Annotated in this window: 21 protein-coding genes; 5 read left to right on the top strand and 16 right to left on the bottom strand. The window is 37.2% G+C overall.

Annotation, left to right across the window (positions count from 1 at the left end; translation table 11 throughout):
- Positions 1-113: 113 nt before the first annotated feature.
- Both CHI06_RS05030 and CHI06_RS05025 read left to right on the top strand, forming a co-directional pair.
- Positions 114-812, top strand: coding sequence for a Crp/Fnr family transcriptional regulator (locus CHI06_RS05030; protein ID WP_095247334.1), 699 nt, complete (start codon positions 114-116; stop codon positions 810-812).
- Positions 813-993: 181 nt separating this feature from the next.
- Entirely contained in the window at positions 994-1476 is a 483-nt protein-coding gene (locus CHI06_RS05025) for an Hsp20/alpha crystallin family protein (protein ID WP_306453800.1), read from the top strand.
- Positions 1477-1556: 80 nt separating this feature from the next.
- Here CHI06_RS05025 and CHI06_RS05020 read toward each other — a convergent pair whose 3' ends face one another.
- A complete protein-coding gene (locus CHI06_RS05020; RefSeq protein WP_257009168.1) occupies positions 1557-2132 on the bottom strand; it encodes a YppG family protein in 576 nt (191 codons plus the stop codon).
- A gap of 186 nt (positions 2133-2318) precedes the next feature.
- Between CHI06_RS05020 and yppF the strand changes: the two genes are divergently transcribed.
- Complete coding sequence (gene yppF, locus CHI06_RS05015) at positions 2319-2528, top strand: YppF family protein (protein ID WP_095247332.1); 210 nt, start codon at positions 2319-2321, stop codon at positions 2526-2528.
- Between the two features lie 54 nt (positions 2529-2582).
- Here the strand turns inward: yppF and CHI06_RS05010 are convergent, their stop codons facing one another.
- From CHI06_RS05010 to CHI06_RS05000, 3 genes are all read right to left on the bottom strand, one after another.
- Positions 2583-2939: a DUF1798 family protein gene (locus CHI06_RS05010; protein ID WP_095247331.1), complete on the bottom strand. Its 357-nt coding sequence runs from the start codon at positions 2937-2939 to the stop codon at positions 2583-2585.
- An 86-nt stretch (positions 2940-3025) separates the two neighbouring features.
- Complete coding sequence (locus CHI06_RS05005; protein WP_095247330.1) at positions 3026-3301, bottom strand: hypothetical protein; 276 nt, start codon at positions 3299-3301, stop codon at positions 3026-3028.
- A gap of 333 nt (positions 3302-3634) precedes the next feature.
- Entirely contained in the window at positions 3635-4609 is a 975-nt protein-coding gene (locus tag CHI06_RS05000; protein WP_095247329.1) for a DUF2515 family protein, read from the bottom strand.
- 182 nt (positions 4610-4791) lie between these two features.
- Between CHI06_RS05000 and recU the strand changes: the two genes are divergently transcribed.
- Positions 4792-5403, top strand: a complete 612-nt coding sequence (recU, locus tag CHI06_RS04995) for a Holliday junction resolvase RecU (RefSeq protein ID WP_095247328.1) — start codon at positions 4792-4794, stop codon at positions 5401-5403.
- Between the two features lie 44 nt (positions 5404-5447).
- Entirely contained in the window at positions 5448-7979 is a 2532-nt protein-coding gene (locus CHI06_RS04990; RefSeq protein WP_095247327.1) for a penicillin-binding protein 1A, read from the top strand.
- A gap of 22 nt (positions 7980-8001) precedes the next feature.
- Here CHI06_RS04990 and CHI06_RS04985 read toward each other — a convergent pair whose 3' ends face one another.
- The 12 genes from CHI06_RS04985 to CHI06_RS30195 all read right to left on the bottom strand — a co-directional run.
- Positions 8002-8418: a YpoC family protein gene (locus CHI06_RS04985; RefSeq protein WP_095247326.1), complete on the bottom strand. Its 417-nt coding sequence runs from the start codon at positions 8416-8418 to the stop codon at positions 8002-8004.
- Positions 8411-9073 (bottom strand): endonuclease III, encoded by a 663-nt coding sequence (gene nth, locus CHI06_RS04980; protein ID WP_095247325.1) that lies wholly within the window; start codon positions 9071-9073, stop codon positions 8411-8413. The genes CHI06_RS04985 and nth overlap by 8 nt, the downstream gene beginning before the upstream one ends.
- 71 nt (positions 9074-9144) lie before the next feature.
- Positions 9145-9849: a DnaD domain-containing protein gene (locus tag CHI06_RS04975; protein ID WP_095247324.1), complete on the bottom strand. Its 705-nt coding sequence runs from the start codon at positions 9847-9849 to the stop codon at positions 9145-9147.
- Between the two features lie 127 nt (positions 9850-9976).
- Complete coding sequence (locus CHI06_RS04970; RefSeq protein ID WP_142300924.1) at positions 9977-11164, bottom strand: pyridoxal phosphate-dependent aminotransferase; 1188 nt, start codon at positions 11162-11164, stop codon at positions 9977-9979.
- 31 nt (positions 11165-11195) lie between these two features.
- The gene (locus CHI06_RS04965) at positions 11196-11669 is read right to left on the bottom strand and encodes a cell wall elongation regulator TseB-like domain-containing protein (protein WP_095247322.1); all 474 of its coding nucleotides are present in this window, start codon (positions 11667-11669) and stop codon (positions 11196-11198) included.
- A 138-nt stretch (positions 11670-11807) separates the two neighbouring features.
- Positions 11808-11978 carry a YpmA family protein gene (locus tag CHI06_RS04960; protein ID WP_095247321.1) on the bottom strand — a complete coding sequence of 57 codons (171 nt, stop codon included), beginning with the start codon at positions 11976-11978 and terminating at the stop codon, positions 11808-11810.
- 34 nt (positions 11979-12012) lie between these two features.
- Positions 12013-12867, bottom strand: a complete 855-nt coding sequence (locus CHI06_RS04955; RefSeq protein ID WP_095247320.1) for an ATP-dependent DNA helicase — start codon at positions 12865-12867, stop codon at positions 12013-12015.
- 46 nt (positions 12868-12913) lie between these two features.
- Positions 12914-15721: an ATP-dependent DNA helicase DinG gene (gene dinG / locus CHI06_RS04950; protein WP_095247319.1), complete on the bottom strand. Its 2808-nt coding sequence runs from the start codon at positions 15719-15721 to the stop codon at positions 12914-12916.
- Between the two features lie 125 nt (positions 15722-15846).
- Positions 15847-16230 carry an aspartate 1-decarboxylase gene (panD, locus tag CHI06_RS04945; RefSeq protein ID WP_095247318.1) on the bottom strand — a complete coding sequence of 128 codons (384 nt, stop codon included), beginning with the start codon at positions 16228-16230 and terminating at the stop codon, positions 15847-15849.
- Positions 16230-17099, bottom strand: coding sequence for a pantoate--beta-alanine ligase (panC, locus tag CHI06_RS04940; protein ID WP_095247317.1), 870 nt, complete (start codon positions 17097-17099; stop codon positions 16230-16232). Before panC ends, panD begins: the two co-directional genes overlap by 1 nt.
- Positions 17096-17932 carry a 3-methyl-2-oxobutanoate hydroxymethyltransferase gene (gene panB / locus CHI06_RS04935; RefSeq protein WP_095247316.1) on the bottom strand — a complete coding sequence of 279 codons (837 nt, stop codon included), beginning with the start codon at positions 17930-17932 and terminating at the stop codon, positions 17096-17098. Before panB ends, panC begins: the two co-directional genes overlap by 4 nt.
- Positions 17933-18095: 163 nt before the next feature.
- Positions 18096-18351: hypothetical protein (locus CHI06_RS30195; RefSeq protein WP_218833088.1), on the bottom strand; the 256-nt coding region annotated here is incomplete at its 5' end.

The following is an 18351-nucleotide window of genomic DNA, read 5'->3' as shown; positions in this document are numbered from 1 at the left end:
CCTCATTGCTATTATTATAGCGAATAAACGTTCGTAAAAAAAGAAGATTAATTATTATTTGTTTGTCTGTTACAATAGTATAAGATATTTTATTACGTATGTGGAGGTGGAATATGAGAATTGAAGATATTAAGAAGGTGCTTTCTGAGTTCACGCTTTTTAGGGAATTAAATGACTACGAATTATCTAAGATTGCCAATATTTCCATTGCAAGAGAATGGAAAAAGCAAAGTCATGTTTTTCTTCAAGGTGATCCCTTAGAAAATGTTTATTTTATTTATGACGGAAAAATAAAGGTATATAAAAGTGATATTCATGGGAAGGAACAAATAGTTGCCATCATGAAAAAAGGGGATATGTTTCCTCATGTAGGGTTCTTCAGAAAAGGCAGTTATCCTGCTTATGCCGAAGTTCTTGAACCGTCAACGTTAATTGCAGTACCTATCTCAAAATTTGAAGGTGTTCTTATTGAGTACCCTGAATTAAGCATTAAAGTTTTTAAAGTACTTGGTGAAAAAATTGTTGATTTACAGAATCGGTTAGAAGAACAAATTCTTAACAATACATATGAACAAATCATCAAACTTCTCATTCGCCTTGGGCAAAAGCACGGGAAGGAATTAGAAGATGGGACGATTCTGCTTAAATCGGAGTTTACTAACCGTGATTTGGCCAGTATGATTGGAACGACTCGCGAAACGATTAGTAGAACACTGACAAAAATGAAAAAGGATGAACTAATCGAAGTCGATGACCACGGAAATATGATCCTTGATATCGATGTCCTGCTATCAGAAATTAATTTAATATAAAAACAAACCGCAGCCATGTCGATGCTGCGGTTCTTTCTATTCTCTACATCTGAATGGCAGGGCATGACCTACTACCATTGGTTGAAAAAAGTTCATAAAGTTATATCGAACTTATTACGCTGCACATACAATAGCCTAATGCATATGATATGGTGAGAAAATTTGGAAAGAGAGGGAAAGTATGATGTCATCCATGCCTCCTAGTGACCAAAATAATAACAAAAAGTTCAAACCCGAGCAGTTTCGAGATTTGTTTAGATCCATGAATGACTTAATTCATGAAAAACCGGTAAAGGGATTTTTGCAATCCATTGATGAATTTTTTAACAGTCCGTTTCCTAGTGGTGCTTTTCCTATTCAGGTACGGGAATCAGAGGATAAATATATTATTACAGCCGAGCTTCCTGGGGTTAAAAAAGAGCAAATACGACTAAATTTCTTACCCAATCAATTAACTATCTCGATTGAAAATACTGAAAGTGGAACAACAGAAGATCTTAACAATCGCATTTTCCAAAAAAGGATTTCACACGAAAGGCTTTCCCGAACCATTTCATTACCTGTTGTTATTAATGAAAAAATGGTTAAAGCTTCTTATCGCGATGGATTACTTACCATTACTGTTCCTATGGTTAGAGGAAAATCTATAAATATTGAGGATTAATAACCCGAAAAATCATCACACCATATATTTTTCGACAAAACCCAATAAGAAAGACGGCTTTTAGCCGTCTTTCTACTTTTCTATGCTTTAAATATTCCACCAATACCTTTTACTAATGAAGATACCTGCGTTACTGCATTTACCATTTGTCCTGCGGTATTCACCATCTTATTGACGTCAACGGTCCCATCTTGAGACTTAAAAGAATTCATAAGTGATTGAATCCCACCTGGCTGTTTCAGCATTCCATTTGGTTTTGGATAAGGGTTCATTACTGGATAACCGTTCATTTGAGGTGCATACTGATTTGGTGTCATTTCCTCCTTAGGCTGCAACGGATTTTGAAATAGAAACTGTACATCTTTAGGAGGATACTGTCCAGCTTGATTGTATGTTTGCTGGGGCATTCCACCTGGTGGAAAGGTTACATCATATGGTGGATATGGTTGAGAATAGGATTGTTGATATGGCTGCTGGTAGTATGGATTTGGCTGCTGATATGGGTACCATTCCATGCTTTGTACTGATTGGTTTTGGTATGGTTGATTACGAGGAGCCCCCTGAAAATGTGCTGGATAATGGATTGGACTCCCGTAATTCATTTGCCCCGAGTATCCATGATTTAGATAATGATTTGATCTATTTTTACCAAACATGGGCAAACATCTCCTCCGCGTTTTCATTACTACAAACTATGTTGGAAGGTGATAATGGGTGCATATTTGCAAATAGATTTCAATGTCAAAATGAGGGGGATTTTGTCTAAAGTTTAAATATTTTAAAAACTAGGAATCCTTTTTTTTCATGGTACGATTAAAAAAATGATGAAGGAGGAATTACATATGGACATTCGCTCACTTAAAAGCAAATTTAATCAAAGTCGGGATTACAACACTGATGATGTAAACGCATTAATGGATTTTGCTAAGAAAGCCTATATTCACAACGAGATTAACATAAAAGAATACCGTCTTCTTGTACGTGAGCTCGAATCGCAGGGCGCAGTAATTCCAGACGACTATAAGCAAGACTCCCTCATCGAAAATTCATAAAATGAAAAATACCAGCTAGACAAGCCTTAGAGATGCAAAAACTGCATCTCTATTTTACTTTTCAAGTTCCTTTACTATTTCTAATAGAAAAAATTCAACCGTTCGATTGGCATTTAAAAATCTTGATCGGCTTGTTTTTGGAAAAAAGGACTGAATGGATAATTGTTCTATATGTTCAAAAGTGGTATTGACTTGTTTTGGATGTATATGTTTTTGCGGGCTATTTGTTAACCAAGTCTTCATTAGAGTACTCCATTCAATCGCAGTAATTTTTACTTCATTGGCAAACGGCTTTATTACCTCATGAAAATCATGGGTGGTCCCTTTCTCCCGAGCTTCCTCGAAATATTCAATAAATAATCGGTTATAGTGTAGCAGCTTTTTTGTTAATTTTAGAATTTCTTCTGACATTTCTTTTTTCCTTTCTATTTATGCAAAATAAAAAGCAGCTTTTTTAAAAAGCTACTCAATGGATTCTATATTTATTCTATAGGTAATTAAAAGCCCATTTCAAGTTTTAGTGCTCTTGTTACTGAATTACTATGATCTGTAATGGATTCGTGGGGAGATGGATTTATCTTATCTAATTCCATTTCAAGCATTGAGAGTCTATGAATCGGTTCCAATAATTTTTTTTGCTCTTCATGATTCATTTGAATGCGAAGGTCTGAGAAAGATGCTTCTAGAACAATCTCCAATTCTTCTAATTGATCATATATCTCTGTCAGCATAGAAAGCAGCTTTTCCTTTTCTGGCAATGACGAATTCATCAAATTTAGAACCTCCTCGCGTTTATATATTGTACTATTCTCTTTCTTTTTAACGCTTCCTCCCCCACTGACAAAACTAGAAGCGTTTCGTCAAAGAAAGTGCTGATTTGGCATTTATTACCTTTCTGTTCGACACTATCTCATTTTCGCATGAAAAATGGAAAATCGAACAAGCTAAAATTGGAGGTGTTGATAATGTCAAAAAAGAAACAAAACAAAAAATCTGGCGCAGCACAAGTAGACAATAAAGTTGGCTATGGTGATAAAAAGCTCGAAGGACCAAATCGCCCGGCGGAATAAAGTATTGTAAACAAAGCAAGGCATAGCGCCTTGCTTTTATATTTTCTTTAAATGGGATGTTTTGTGTAACGCTAGCATAAATTCCAGCTGATTTGATTTTTCAAAGTACCAATCTGTTAAGTGAATAGGATGGCGATGTCTCGCTTGAAAATACAGCCATGCCGGGGAAATCACTCGATTCTTGCTCCAATCCACATATTCATAATGTTTGTGTTCTATAATCGGAAAGGTTGCTCTTAATATAGGTGTATTACGGTTCGTCTTTGTCTTAAAATATTGTTCATAATCATTTCGGGACCCAGTATGCGGTGTTTTATCAGCAAAATCGAAAAACAAGGGAAAAAGCCGAGGATGGGTCAAGATTCTAGCTAATCTTTTTCCAAGATTAATTCGTTTCGAAAGTGACTTAAAGCCATTTACACTAGCACCATATAATTCCCCCCCACATGTGGGAAATAGGACAGAGCTGAAATGAAGCCAATCCTGAACATTAAAAATCCACGACTGAAAAACCCGCTTTTTGTAAACTGGATGCCCAATAACAGGTGTATGAATCACATTTTGTTCATTTATTATTAACGAAGTGGTAAGGCGTTCAGTATTACCTTCTTTCCAGTACCTCTCCCACTCTTTTCGAATAAATTCGGAACATTCAAAGTATGGAAGAAGATGAAACATTGGACGTTTTATTTTCGTCGAATATTGATAGACCAGTAATTGAGGGTAAACATCGTGGAAAATTAACCAATTGGCTCGTTCAAAAGTTAGAAATAGTTCCTTCCTTGTTTTAGGCTCTAATATTTCTCGAAATACATGCCCTTCCAGGTCACACATATTCCACCCGCCATTCCTTGATACCATACTGGCTAGGAATGACCAAATAATATCTGAGTTCTTTTTAAAATAGGAAAAATAGGCATCCGTTCTCGAAATATTATCAAGGTTCTTTTTGTCCGTTTCGGCTTTCATTTGACTGATAGTCTCTATCTCATGTATTGTAAGATGATTCATATTCACCTTCTACTTTCATAATAGGTAGTTTTTGAGACTTAAATATTTATGAAAAAAGAATCATGCTTTTTTTACCGAGTCACGGTACATTATTTTTATTAGCGTGTGTTTACCTAATAATTTTATACACCCCTTAGCGATTAGATTTGATATGATAAGTAGTAGCTTGAGAGGTGCTTGTCATGAAATTTAATTATCCAAACGGAAAAAAATACGTTCCAAAAGAAATGGAAATAGAATCCAAAGTAAAGAAACAAAGTAATCACTCATTTAGTAATAGAGGTATGACACTCGAGGATGATTTGAACGATACGAATGAATATTATCGTGTGAGAAATATTGCAGTCATTCACAAAAAGCCTACACCCGTTCAAATTGTTCAGGTGGATTACCCTAAAAGAAGTGCTGCTGTCATCAAGGAAGCCTATTTTAAACAAGCTTCTACCACTGACTATAACGGGGTATATAAAGGTAAATATATTGATTTTGAGGCAAAGGAAACAGCAAATCCGACCTCGTTTCCTTTGAAAAATTTCCATCAGCATCAAATTGAACATATGCAGGAAGTTGTTTCACAGGGTGGAATTTGTTTTGTTATTCTCAGGTTCTCCAAATTTGAACAAGTATATTTACTAGAAGCTAACCACTTGTTATCCTTTTGGGAAAGAATGAAAAATGGGGGGAGAAAATCAATTACAAAGGAAGAAATCGAGCAAAAAGGAGTTTTTATTCCACTTGGATTTCAACCCAGAATTGACTATATTAAAATAATCGATACTCTTTTTCATTTTTAGATATTAAGAAAATGTTTGAAGTTATGAAAGGAAGGAAATTAATCATGGCAGAATCGAGAGAGGAGCGCCGTAAAAAACTCCAACAATCTAAAGGAAAACAAAAGGCGAAGAAAAAACCTAGTGGTATTGTTAAGAAAATTTTTCTAATCCTTGTTGCCCTTGGCATTATTGGTATTTTGGCAGGCGTTGGAACTTTTGCTTATTTAGTGAAGGATACTCCTAAACTTGATCCGAAATTATTAAAAGACCCCATCTCCTCTAAAGTTTTAGATAAAGATGGCGAGCTGATTGCAGAAGTTGGCTCGGAAAACCGTGAATATGTAAACTATAAGGATATTCCAAAACTTTTTGAAGATGCTGTTTTAGCGGTGGAGGATGTTCGATTTTATAAACACCATGGTTTGGACCCTATCCGTTTGGCTGGAGCTGTTGTAGCAAATTTCCGGGAAGGATTTGGTTCTGAGGGAGCAAGTACGATTACTCAGCAGGTCATCAAGAATTCATTCTTAACTCCTGAAAAAACCTTGAAGCGTAAGGTGCAGGAAGCATGGATGGCCTATCAGTTAGAACAAAAATACACAAAGCACCAAATTTTTGAAATGTATGTAAATAAAGTCTTTGTATCTGAAAACAGTCATGGACTAGCGACGGCTGCAAAAATATTTTATGGTAAGGAATTAAAGGAGCTTACCCTTCCTGAGGCTGCACAGCTCGCAGGAATGCCGCAAAGTCCAAATAATTATAACCCATTTGACCACCCTGACTTAGCAGAAAAAAGACGTAATATTGTCTTGATGTTAATGGAACAGCATGGATATATCACGAAAAAACAAATGGAAGAGGCAAAAAGTGTTCCAGTGACAGCCACATTGGTTAAAGAAGAGGAACGAGTTAGAGACGAAAAACCTTTTGATTCTTTTGTTGACGCTGTTATTGATGAGGTTGAGGATCAAGGAGACTTTGATATCTTCTCGGATGGATTAACGATTCATACAACACTTGATAAGAACGCTCAATTATATGTTAATACCTTATTAAATACCGATGAAGTAATAAGCTATCCAGATGCAGAATTCCAAGCAGGTATAGCTCTCACCGATACAAAAACTGGTGAAATCCGTGCGATTGGCGGCGGGCGAAACCAAGAGGTTAGCCGTGGCTTTAACTATGCAATTGATACCCAGCGCCAGCCTGGATCAACGATCAAACCTGTACTGGACTATGGACCAGCGATTGAATATCTAAATTGGGGTACCTATCAAACGATTGATGATAAACCAATAAAGTATTCTACCGGTCAAGAGTTTGGCAACTGGGATGACAAATACATGGGTCCAATTTCAATGCGTACTGCCTTGCAGTATTCTAGAAATACCCCAGCGGTTCAGGCTCTTCAGCAGGTTGGTTTAGAAGAAGCAAAAGAATTCGCTATCAGCCTAGGGATACCGTTGAAGGAAATATTTGAATCCTATGCAATTGGCGGTTTTGGAGGAAAAACAGTAGGAGTTTCGCCTCTCCAAATGGCAGGAGCCTATAGTGCATTTGGAAATAATGGAATGTATACAAAGCCTTATGCCGTGAAAAAAATTGAGCTTCGAGATGGTACTGTCCTTGATACTGCACCAGAATCAAAGCTTGTTATGAAGGATTCTACTGCTTTCATGGTTACCGATATGTTAAAGAGCGTTATGGTTTCACCAGGTACTGGTACAACGGCAAGAGTTCCGGGACTTCCAGTTGCTGGAAAAACAGGCACTACCAACTATTCAGAAAAACAAATGAAAGATTGGAACATTACTAGCAGCAGGGTTGTACCTGATGCATGGTTTACAGGCTATACAACTAACTATACTGCGTCCGTTTGGACGGGTTATTCCAATTTAAAAACCCCTATTCAACCGGGTGCAGATCAGAGAATCGCACAGCTAATCTTTAAGAATTTAATGGCATATGTATCAAAAGACATCGAAACACCTGACTTCCCTGTTCCCGATAACGTGCAAAAGGTTAGAGTTGAAAAAGGTTCTAAACCGCCTGCATTAGCAAGTGAGTTTACACCTGATAGTGAAGTTATTGTGGAGTATGCAGTGAAAGGTCATGCACCAAAAAAGGTTTCAGAGAAATACAACAAGATTAATGCACCTGTTAATCCAAAAGCAATTTATGATGCAGGAAAAAATGAAGTGACACTAACTTGGGATTACAACAATTCAGAAAATACTGCTGTTCAATTCGAAGTAACTATTTCTGACGGTGTAGCACCTAAAACTGAAACTATTTCAGAAAAAGTAGTTACGCTTCAGAATCCAATTCCAGGTACGAAGTATAGCATCAGTGTTGTTGCGATTATTGGTAACAAGAGAAGTGACCCAGCTACAACTTCAATCGATATCCCACTGCCCCAACAAGATGAAGGTGCTGGTGATGGTAATGGCAATGACAATGGTAATGGCAATGGCAATGGTAATGGTAACGGTGCTGGTGAAGGAGACGGAGACGAAGGAAACGAAGGCAGTGATGTACCAGTCACCACAGAGCCTGGCAATGGTAACGGTAATGGTGGTAGTGGGGGATAAATCTCCAATACAAAAAAAGCGTCTAGCCCTTTTGGTTTAGACGCTTTTTTACGATATTTTTTTTTGCATATTGTTTTGCTTGTTCTGTCATCAGCTCGGAAAGCTGGCGATAAGAATGGAACAGGTTCGGCCTTGAAAGGATATAAGCTAATCTTTCATCGAGATTAACCGGTGTTATCACTAAATGATTAATTAAAATAGGTTCCTTAGAATTAATTTGTCTATCATTGGACCAATATAAAAATTGAATGAATAAGCCAATCCCTTTTTTCATCCCTTGTAATGTTGATTTTTGATCTCGATTCCGATAAAGTCCCTCAAGTTCAACTTTTATTCTTTCCCAGTCTGATAATAGATTTGAAATGGCTTGGTCTACATTTTCATTCAAACCCTCTAGTTCCAATTCTTCCAGGAAGGGGATGATTAGCTGATTATCCATTCGCGACTTTCCTACCTTTCATTCTCTTTTTCCCTTCCCTGCACAGCTCTAATAATGGGCAGCTTGGGCATTGCGGGTTTTGAGCTTTACAATGGTATCGGCCAAAGAAAATTAATCTATGGTGAGTATCAGACCACTCGTCCTTTGGTACCTTCTTCATTAGTGTTTTTTCCACTTCAAGCACAGAATCCTTCCAGCGGCAAATACCAAGCCGTTTACTTACTCTTTCAACATGAGTATCTACTGCGATAGCAGGAATATTAAAAGCCACTGATACGACAACATTTGCCGTTTTTCTTCCTACACCCGGAAGTTTCGTTAATTCATCACGATCCCTTGGCACTTCACCGCCATATTCATCCAATAAAAGCCTGGCCAAACTCTGGATATTCTTAGCTTTATTTCTATAGAGTCCAATCGAGCGAATATCATTTTGCAGTTCTTCTAGAGGAATAGCTAAATAATCCTCTGGAGTTTTGTATTTCTTAAATAATTCCTTGGTAACCTTATTGACGAGAACATCCGTACATTGTGCAGACAATGCCACCGCAATTACCAGCTCAAAAGGATTTGAATGTACTAATTCACAATGAGCATCAGGAAACATCTCGCCCATTTGATCTAGACAAAAACGGATTTGTGTATTGTTTAACAAAGTAATTTCACCTGCCAGTTAGTAATTTAAATGGAAACAAACGAGAGATTTTCTCCTCTCGTTTAGTTAATTTATTGTTCCAGCCAATTGTAAAAGGGCACAGAATTGGTTGAAGGGGCTTGAGAATCTTGCGACGGTCGATTTGGCGTCTGCTTTTGGCGAAACTTTCGCCCATGAGTTTTCGCCTGTTCAATTGTCTTTATGCCATTCTTTTTCCATTCAAAAAGAATCCTGTCAATATATCGGAAATTTAACTTTCCTGACATGACCGATTCTCGTAATGCTGCCTTAATGATGATAGGATCGTGATGGTCATCATCCATCCACATTGCCAGTGATTCACACTCAAACGGGGATAAAGGACGTCCAAATTCCTTCTCGAAGCATGTGTATAGATCACTTTCGTCTGTCTTCTTAGTGACCTCTTGAGTTTGTTTATTTTTAATTAAAAACTGGTCTACAAGTTTTTCCCATAAAGGCCCAACAGAGTATTTCTCAAACCTGATTCCCTCTGAAGAGTATTCATCTATTATTTGTATAAACCCTTTTTGAATTAATCTTCGCAGCATTTCGTTACATTCTGAAACAGTAATCGTCATCCGAGACGATAGCTCTTCTGGAGTGGGAAAGTCATTTCCCTTTTCTATAAAAGTCATAATATTTAATAAGAGAACAAGTTCATATTCATTAAGATTCATATTTCGGTACTCTGAGAATAATAGAGCAGGAACCGTTATATTACCTTCCTGAAGCCACGATAATATATTTGTTTTCATTTTTTGCGACACCTCTTGCTTAGTATAACATGAACATCCTCTCACAGTAAGGGGATTGAAATATCCAGATATTATAAGAAAAGCAAAAAGCCTGCAATGGCAGACTTTTTATTGAAAATCCAATATTTTAACGTTGACGCTTAGCCTCAACAAAATCCTTCATTCTCGCCACTGCTTCTTCTAAGAGATCAAGTGAAGTTGCATAGGAAAGACGGATATTATCTGGTGTACCAAATCCGGAGCCAGGGATTACTGCTACCTTTGCTTCTACCAACAGGGCTTCAACAAATGCATCTACATCTTGATATCCTGTTAATTCAGCTGCATGCTTCACATTTGGATATAAGTAAAATGCACCTTGAGGTTTCACACAAGTGAATCCAGGTATCGCAACTAATTTTTCATAAATAACTTCTAAACGATGTTCAAAGGCCTGACGCATTTCTTCAACTGGCTCTTGTGGACCATTATAGGCAGCTATAGAGGCATACTGAGCAGTTGTGGTCGGATTAGATGTGCTATGACTCGCTAAGTTTGTCATTGCCTCGATAACCTCTTTATTCCCTGCAGCATAACCAATACGCCAGCCTGTCATGGAGTGTGATTTCGAAACACCATTAATTACAATTGTCTGTTCCTTTAATTCAGGAGATAACTGTGCAATTGATACATGCTTATGTTCACCATAAATGAGCTTTTCATAAATCTCATCTGATATGATTAAAATATTTCTTTCAAGGCATAATTTTCCTAATTCCTGCAGTTCTTCGGCGGAATAAATAACACCTGTAGGATTACTTGGAGAATTGATAATTATTGCTTTGGTTCTTTCAGTAATCACCGATTCTAATTGTTGAGCTGTAATCTTAAATTGCTGTGACTCAAATCCCTCCACGTAAACCGGAACGCCTCCGGCTAATTTAACTTGTTCAGGATAGCTTACCCAGTAAGGGGTTGGTATTATGACTTCGTCACCTTCATTTAAGAGAACTTGAAAAAGCGTATATAAAACGTGTTTTGCCCCGTTCCCTACGATGATTTCATTTGGTTTATAGGAAAGACCTTGGTCTCTTTCTAATTTTCCAATGACTGCCTTCTTTAAGGCAGGTAAGCCTGCTGAAGGGGTGTACTTCGTATGTCCTTCATTCATCGAACGGACTGCTGCATCTAAAATATGTTGTGGAGTGTTATAATCAGGTTCACCTGCACCTAAACCAATTACATTCTCCCCTTGGTCCTTTAATTCTTTAGCCTTTGCTGTAATTGCTAATGTTGTTGATGGTGTAAGCGTCATAACTCTGTTTGCTAATTTCACTGCCATTCCTATTCCTCCTGCTCGCATGAAGCTATAAATTTTCGATTTTTTTTAGCCATTCACCTGTTTTAAAGTCTACATAATAATAATTTATTAAATTATTTTCAGAACGGTAATAAATTTCCCATAATGGGATATTGTTTTCCATTCCTATTTTAACTGAGATAATCTTTTTGGGATTTTTTTCTTCCAACAGTCTTTGGACAGCATCCTCTTCAGAAATGCCGTTTTTCCGTTTATCCCACATCACTTTCTTGCTTTTCTCAGGGATCCAAACGATAATATTTTCACCCTTTTTATTTTTCCCCTCTATGACATTTACTGTCTCTGTTCCATGATAGATTTGAAAATCCTCGACTTCGTTTAGCTCGACCTTTTCCTTTGCCAAGGTAACAGCCTTTTCTTCTGCAGCATTTAGAGGTTCTTGGGCAGTTGCATATACTTTAATAAAAACACCAACACAAATTACTATAAATAATACTATAAATAAAATAATTTTTTTCATTGTACTCCACTTCTTCTAGCTGCGGCTCCTAACTTTTCGGTCGTTTCAATCCGTCCCTACAAATCCAAAGTGCAGGATTTGCAGTGCCGGCTTGTAAGCGTCCGTCAAAGTTGGACAGTCGCCTCCGCTTTACATCTTTTATGTACGATAAATGGTAAAAATAGCTTTACTTTGATCTTCTTGATCGAGTGCTAGTCCAAACATTAAATCCTTTTGTTTTAATGTTCGATTAAGGGCGTCAACAATTTTGTATAAGTCCGGACTATGCTGAAGTTTAACGGTTGAGAGGACTTCTATTTTTGATTCCATTGTATTCCTCCTTTATCTCTTTAAAGCAATAATATCAGCTATAGTCTTCCTTTTCTACTGGAAAAGTGAATACTTCATAGTTATTTTCAGTAAATTTTATCGTAATGGTACCATGCTTTTTTGTAAAAAAGACTTCAGACCATGTATCCTGCAGGTTATAGATAATATCGGGGTCAGGTTGATGCTGCTCTGATTCAAATAGAATCGATATTTGCGGATTAACATGTTGAATTAATTTTTCCGATAACGAATCTTCCTTAGCCCAGTTTGGCACTTTAAAAATAGTAACATCATCTAAATTCTTCTTTAATAAATTTTCTTCCACTTGTTGACTAGACGAGGTCATCAGAAATAAACGATGCTTAAAAAATTGCAGCGTAAAATCTATCCCTTCATTTTCTCCTATTCCTGCATATAGAACCTCTGCAGACAAATCTGGGAAAAGGACTTGAGTTATTCCCTCTGACCAAGGAATTACTTTTACTTCCGTAAAGGAAGGTGACATGTTAGTTAATTCCTTTGCTATTTCAGCTGTTGCAATCAATTGATTTACATTATATTTTGAAATAATTTGCGTAAGTTGGTCAAGAAAAAGATTTTGAGTGTTCGTAATGATTAGTGTTGAAATTTCCTTAACACCATAAGTTTTGAGAACTTCCCACAATTCATCACTTGTTTCTTCTCCACCCATATTAACCAAAATATTCTCACCATTAGAGCCTTGAATAAGGGTCGCTTCCCCGTCACCTAAGCCAAAAAAGGTGACAGCAATTTCATGGTCCTTCAAATTCAAATCGATACTTTCTACATTACCATATTCATAAGAAGAGGCACTTCCAATCGAAGTAAATTGGAAAAAGATTGCTGCCACAAGTAATAATTTTCTCATACACATACCTCCATACTAATAGGATGTGTAATTTTTCCAGATTTCATTATAGCCATTTGTAAATTATTTCGACTAATTCGTCAATATTTCCTTTTTTCATCGGTACGGGTGGTATTGACTTCAAAAAGTCCTTACCATATTTTGCAGAAATAATCCTTTTATCAAAAACCATCATGATTCCCCGGTCTTTATCACTGCGGATTAAACGCCCAAATCCCTGTTTAAATCTGAGAATCGCTTCAGGTAATGAATACTCCGTAAAGGCATTTCCACCTTGCTGTTTGATTATTTGACACTTAGCTTCCGTCAGCGGCTCGTCTGGCGGGCTAAATGGCAATCTGACAATTACTAAACAGGATAGGTCTTCACCCGGGATATCTATTCCCTCCCAGAAGCTGCTAGTCCCTAGTAAAATTGCTTTCTCATAACGTTTGAAATTCCTCGTTAATCTTGAGCGGCTGCCGCTTGTAATCCCTTGTGCAATCATTGCATAATCATTTAGAAATCCACTTTCTTTAATAAGCTCAAATGTTTTCTTTAACATGTCGTGAGCCGTAAAGAGAATCAGCATTCTACCCTTTGTTGCCTCTGCGACCGTTATTATATGCTCCGTAATCGCAATAACGTAATCCTCTAGACCAGTTGCATTCACCTCTGGTAAATCTTCAGGTATTAACAGTTTCACCTGATTTTTATAATCAAAGGGAGAAGGTATATTCATGGTTAGCGTAGTTTCTTTAACGAGTCCCATTTCATTTATCATGTAGTCAAACGAATTGTTAATTGTAAGAGTTGCTGAAGTTAAAACCACGCCACTTTTAACACTAAAAAACCTTTCTTTTAGCGAAGCCGCTACGAATGCAGGCTGGGCATAGAAGGTGGTTACATTCTGTTGTGAACGGAAATCAATCTCAATCCATTTTACATCATTAGATTCTTTAATAAAGCAATCTTGAACGGTGTTTCTAAGTTCTTCTAGTTCATTACTAAAGGAAATGATTTCTTCCATTTTTCCTCTTTGCTTACTTGTTAAAATTTCTTTATGATTCTTAATTAACTCTAAACGCTCACTGATTGCATTCTGTAAATCCTTCAGAAGAAAGGCAAACCTCTCTGCGCTATGGATAAGAGCATTTTTTTCTTTGCCTCCTTTTTCACGTAAAAACCGGACTTTTGCTCGATTTATACCTCTTCTTTCAGGAGTACTTGATTTTGCATAAAGGGCAGTCAGCTTAAAAAACTCATCCATTTCATAGGAAAGATCTGCTGCAAGTTGATTTATTTTTATAGATGGTATTAAATTCCCCTTGTTTGCTATTAGGGCATCAAGGATTGATTCTAGTTCATGAAATAAAAGTCGCTGATCATTTTGCCCAAATTGACTTAGAAGCAAACGGGTTGTGAGGTAATCTAATGTGCGGCCAAAATATTGGCTTGCGACCTTTTCAAAATGATGAGCTTCATCGATAATGGCATAATCAAACTCTGGCAAAAATGTTTTTTCAGCTTTTAGATTACTTAATAACAGCGAATGATTGGTAATAATAATATCCGCATCCTGAGCCTCATTCTTTGCGCGTAAATAAAAATCCTTCTCCTGCCAAAGTTTATTCATCGCAAAGATTGTTTGTTCATTCTTAATTTTGTTCCAAAAAATATTTCCGCCGCTAGAGAGATTCAGCTCATCACGATCACCCGTATTTGTTTCAGTCAGCCATACAAGAATTTGCATTTTCGTTAATGTCGTATCGTAATTATCATTCTCCTCCAATAAGGACAGGGCGAATTTTTCTAAACTAATATAATGGTTTCTTCCTTTCAACAAAACAGGCTTTACTTCAAAAGGAAGAATCTTTGTTAACAAAGGTATTTCATTTTGAATGATTTGCTCCTGAAGCTGAATAGTATGGGTACTTACCACAACAGGGAGCCTGCTCTCTTTTGCAAAATACGCAACGGGCAGCAGGTATCCTAATGATTTCCCTACACCCGTACCTGCCTCAATGAGTGTATGCATTCCAGAAAGGAAAGCCTGGTAAACTCCATCCATCATTTGAAATTGTCCTATTCTCTTTTCATAGGATGTAAAACCCTTACTAACCATCTTCATTTTTTCTTCTTCACTGAGTGGAAATTGGTAATCATCCTTAAATTGCCTGCTAGTCGATGATGAATGACTTTGAATCTTTTTCAGGGCAAGTGTATTCCATATTTCAACGTATTCATGCCATTTTTGACTGCTTGGGTCTATTTCTAAAATGATTTCATCAATTAATTGTTGTAAATCGCTTTTAAGTCCTCCTGAAAGCTGTGAAAGCTGATTGAGAGTCAATACAGGTAATTGAAATAACCGATTTACAAGAATTAGAAAAAGTTCTGCAGTAACCTGCGCATCACTATCTGCCTGATGTGGTCTATCATGCTGCAGGTCCTCTCTTACAGCTAGGTCAGAAAGTTTATAACCGTCAGCCGTAGGAAAGATGATTCTCGCCATTTCAACTGTATCAAGGACTGAGCCGTAGAAGCCTTCAAATCCTGCTTGAATTAATTCCTCTTGCAAAAATGACAAATCAAATAAAACATTATGAGCAACGAAATAAGCACCCTCTAATAATGAGTTAACCTTCGGAGCTATTTCTGCAAATAATGGAGAGTCCTTTACCATCTCATCGTCTATGTGTGTCAATTCTTCAATAAAAGCAGGGATTGACCTTTTGGGATTGATAAGTGATGAGAAGCTTTCTGTGATTTTCCCTTCTTCAATGACCACAGCAGCAAATTGGATTATTTTATCCCCTTTTTTGGGGTTATTTCCTGTAGTTTCCAGGTCTACCACAACAAATTTATTTAACATTCTACCTAACACCTCAAACCTTCATTAAAACGGTATCACAAAAAAGGTAAAAGAAAAAGAAAACCATACTTACAGTATATAAAAAAATCATAAAAAAAGAAAAAATCCCCGATAAAGGGGATTCGTTACATAATAGTTAATGCTGGTTCAGCATTGATCATTTCTATTATCTTGTTACATTCACCCATAATGGCCACTTTAGGCTGATGACTTTGAACTTTTTCTTCCGGAACTAAGCAATAAGAGATGATAATAACAATATCACCTTTTTGAACTAGCCGGGCAGCAGCCCCATTTAAACAAACCACACCGCTGCCTCTTTCTCCAGGAATGATATACGTTTCAAGTCTAGCACCATTATTGTTATTAACAATCTGAACCTTTTCATTAGCCGCCATACCCACGGCATCTAGCAAATCTTCATCTATTGTAATACTTCCAACATAATTTAGATTAGCTTCCGTTACTGTAGCACGGTGGATTTTCCCATTCATCATGTGCCGAAACATTATTTCTCTCCTCCAATTCCCTGCGTAGCATCTAAGATGATATTATCTATTAATCGAACCTTTGAAAATTTAACTGCCAGCGCAATGATACATGTGCCTTCTAAATTCTCTATTTCTTTTAATTGAGGATATGAGTAGATTTCTACATAATCAATTTGTCCGTGGGTTTCTGAACCAATCATGTCTGAAACTAGATCCTTAATTGTTTGAGGGTTCTGTTCTCCTCCCTCTATGGCCTTTTTAGCGGCAGTTAAGCTTTTAAATAGAACTACAGCCTGTGACCTTTCTTCAGGCATGAGATTAACATTACGAGAGCTTTTTGCAAGGCCATCTTCTTCACGGACAATGTCTACAGGAATTAATTCAATCGGAAAATTAAAATCGGAAATTAATCCCTCTACTACGGCGACTTGCTGAGCATCCTTTATCCCGAAATAAGCTCTTGTTGGCAACACAATATTAAAAAGCTTTGTTAAAACAGTAGTCACACCATCAAAATGACCTGGTCTAGATTTCCCGCACAAAACGTCCGTACGTTCCTGAACTGTCACTCTAACAGATGAAGAATGCGGATACATTTCTTTTACCGATGGATAAAAAATAATGTCTACCCCTTCACATTCAGCCAATGATTGATCTCTGGTAAAATCTCTGGGATAGGTTGAATAATCCTCAGTTGGTCCAAATTGAAGTGGATTTACAAAAATACTTAAAACAACACTATCATTTTCTAATCTTGCTTTATTTAATAGAGTAAGATGACCTTCATGTAAAAATCCCATGGTTGGCACAAACCCGATTGATTTTGATTGAGATTTTATTTTTTTTATTTCAGCCTGCATTTCCTTTATCGTGGTAATGACTCTCATTTAATACCTCCGTAAAGTCCGCTAAGCTCACGTTCTTTCATTGTAAAGGAGTGTTTATCTTCAGGAAACTGTTCTGATTTTACTTCCTTTACATACGCTTGTATGGATTCAACAATAAACGGGTTTAAGTTGTAATATTGCTTTACGAACTTAGGCACTCTCTCCACACCATAACCTAATATATCATGATAGACGAGTACTTGACCATCCACATCTGCCCCTGCTCCAATGCCAATAATAGGAACGGAAACATGTTTTGATACTTCCTCTGCAAGCTGCTTAGGTACACACTCAAGCACTATTGCGAATGCCCCTGCTTCCTCACACTTTTTCGCATCTTCCAATAGTTTCATTGCAGCTTTTGCATCTTTTCCTTGAACTTTATAGCCGCCTAATACGCCAACGGATTGAGGAGTTAATCCAAGATGGCCACAAACTGGAATTCCTGCCTTTGTGAGGGCTTCGATTTTATCAATTACATCATCTGCACCCTCAAGCTTTACAGCGTGAGCACCTGTTTCCTGAATCAATCTGCCTGCATTTAGCATTGTATCCTTAATGGACAGATGATAGGTTAAAAATGGCATATCAACAACGATAAACGTATCCTTAGCTCCTCGTTTTACAGCTTTTGCATGATGAATCATATCTTCCATCGTTACAGGTACCGTGGAATCGTAACCCAGCACGACCATCCCAAGAGAGTCTCCAACTAAAATTATATCGACTCCTGCCTGTTCTGCTTGTTTCGCAGATGGATAATCGTACGCAGTAAGCATAACAATTTTTTCCTTATTTTCTTTCATTTTCAAGAAATCTGTACTTTGCTTCATCTACATTCCCTCCTTTTAATTAGGAAGAGGGGATTAAAAAAGAGCGCAAAAAAGATCCTTCTGAAGGCAGAGGATCTTGGTACTCTTTTACATGTTCTATCCCTCTGTCCCGGTCCGTGCTACGGATCTAGGCAGAAACCTTTTAAATTATGAAAAAATAGTTTCAGGTGCAGCTCTCAAGGATACCGCCCATTATTTGAATTATAAGAAAAAATTCAGAAAACCGCAAGCTATTCTTTTCAGTGGCTGTGTTAAACTGGGCTGTTGATTTGTGCTCCACTAAGGAATGCTCCTTGGAACAGTCATCGCAGGGACAGGCGATCTCTGCCTGTCCCTGCGATGACTGTTCCAAGGAGCATTCCTTAGTGGAGCACAAATCAACAGCCCAGTTTAACACAGCCACTGAAAAGAATAGCTTG

The organism is Bacillus sp. 7884-1 (assembly GCF_002272245.1).
In the GTDB taxonomy this organism is placed as follows: Bacteria; Bacillota; Bacilli; order Bacillales; family Cytobacillaceae; genus Neobacillus.
Note: the sequence above shows the minus strand (reverse complement) of the source record. Positions and strands in the feature narration are given on the sequence as shown.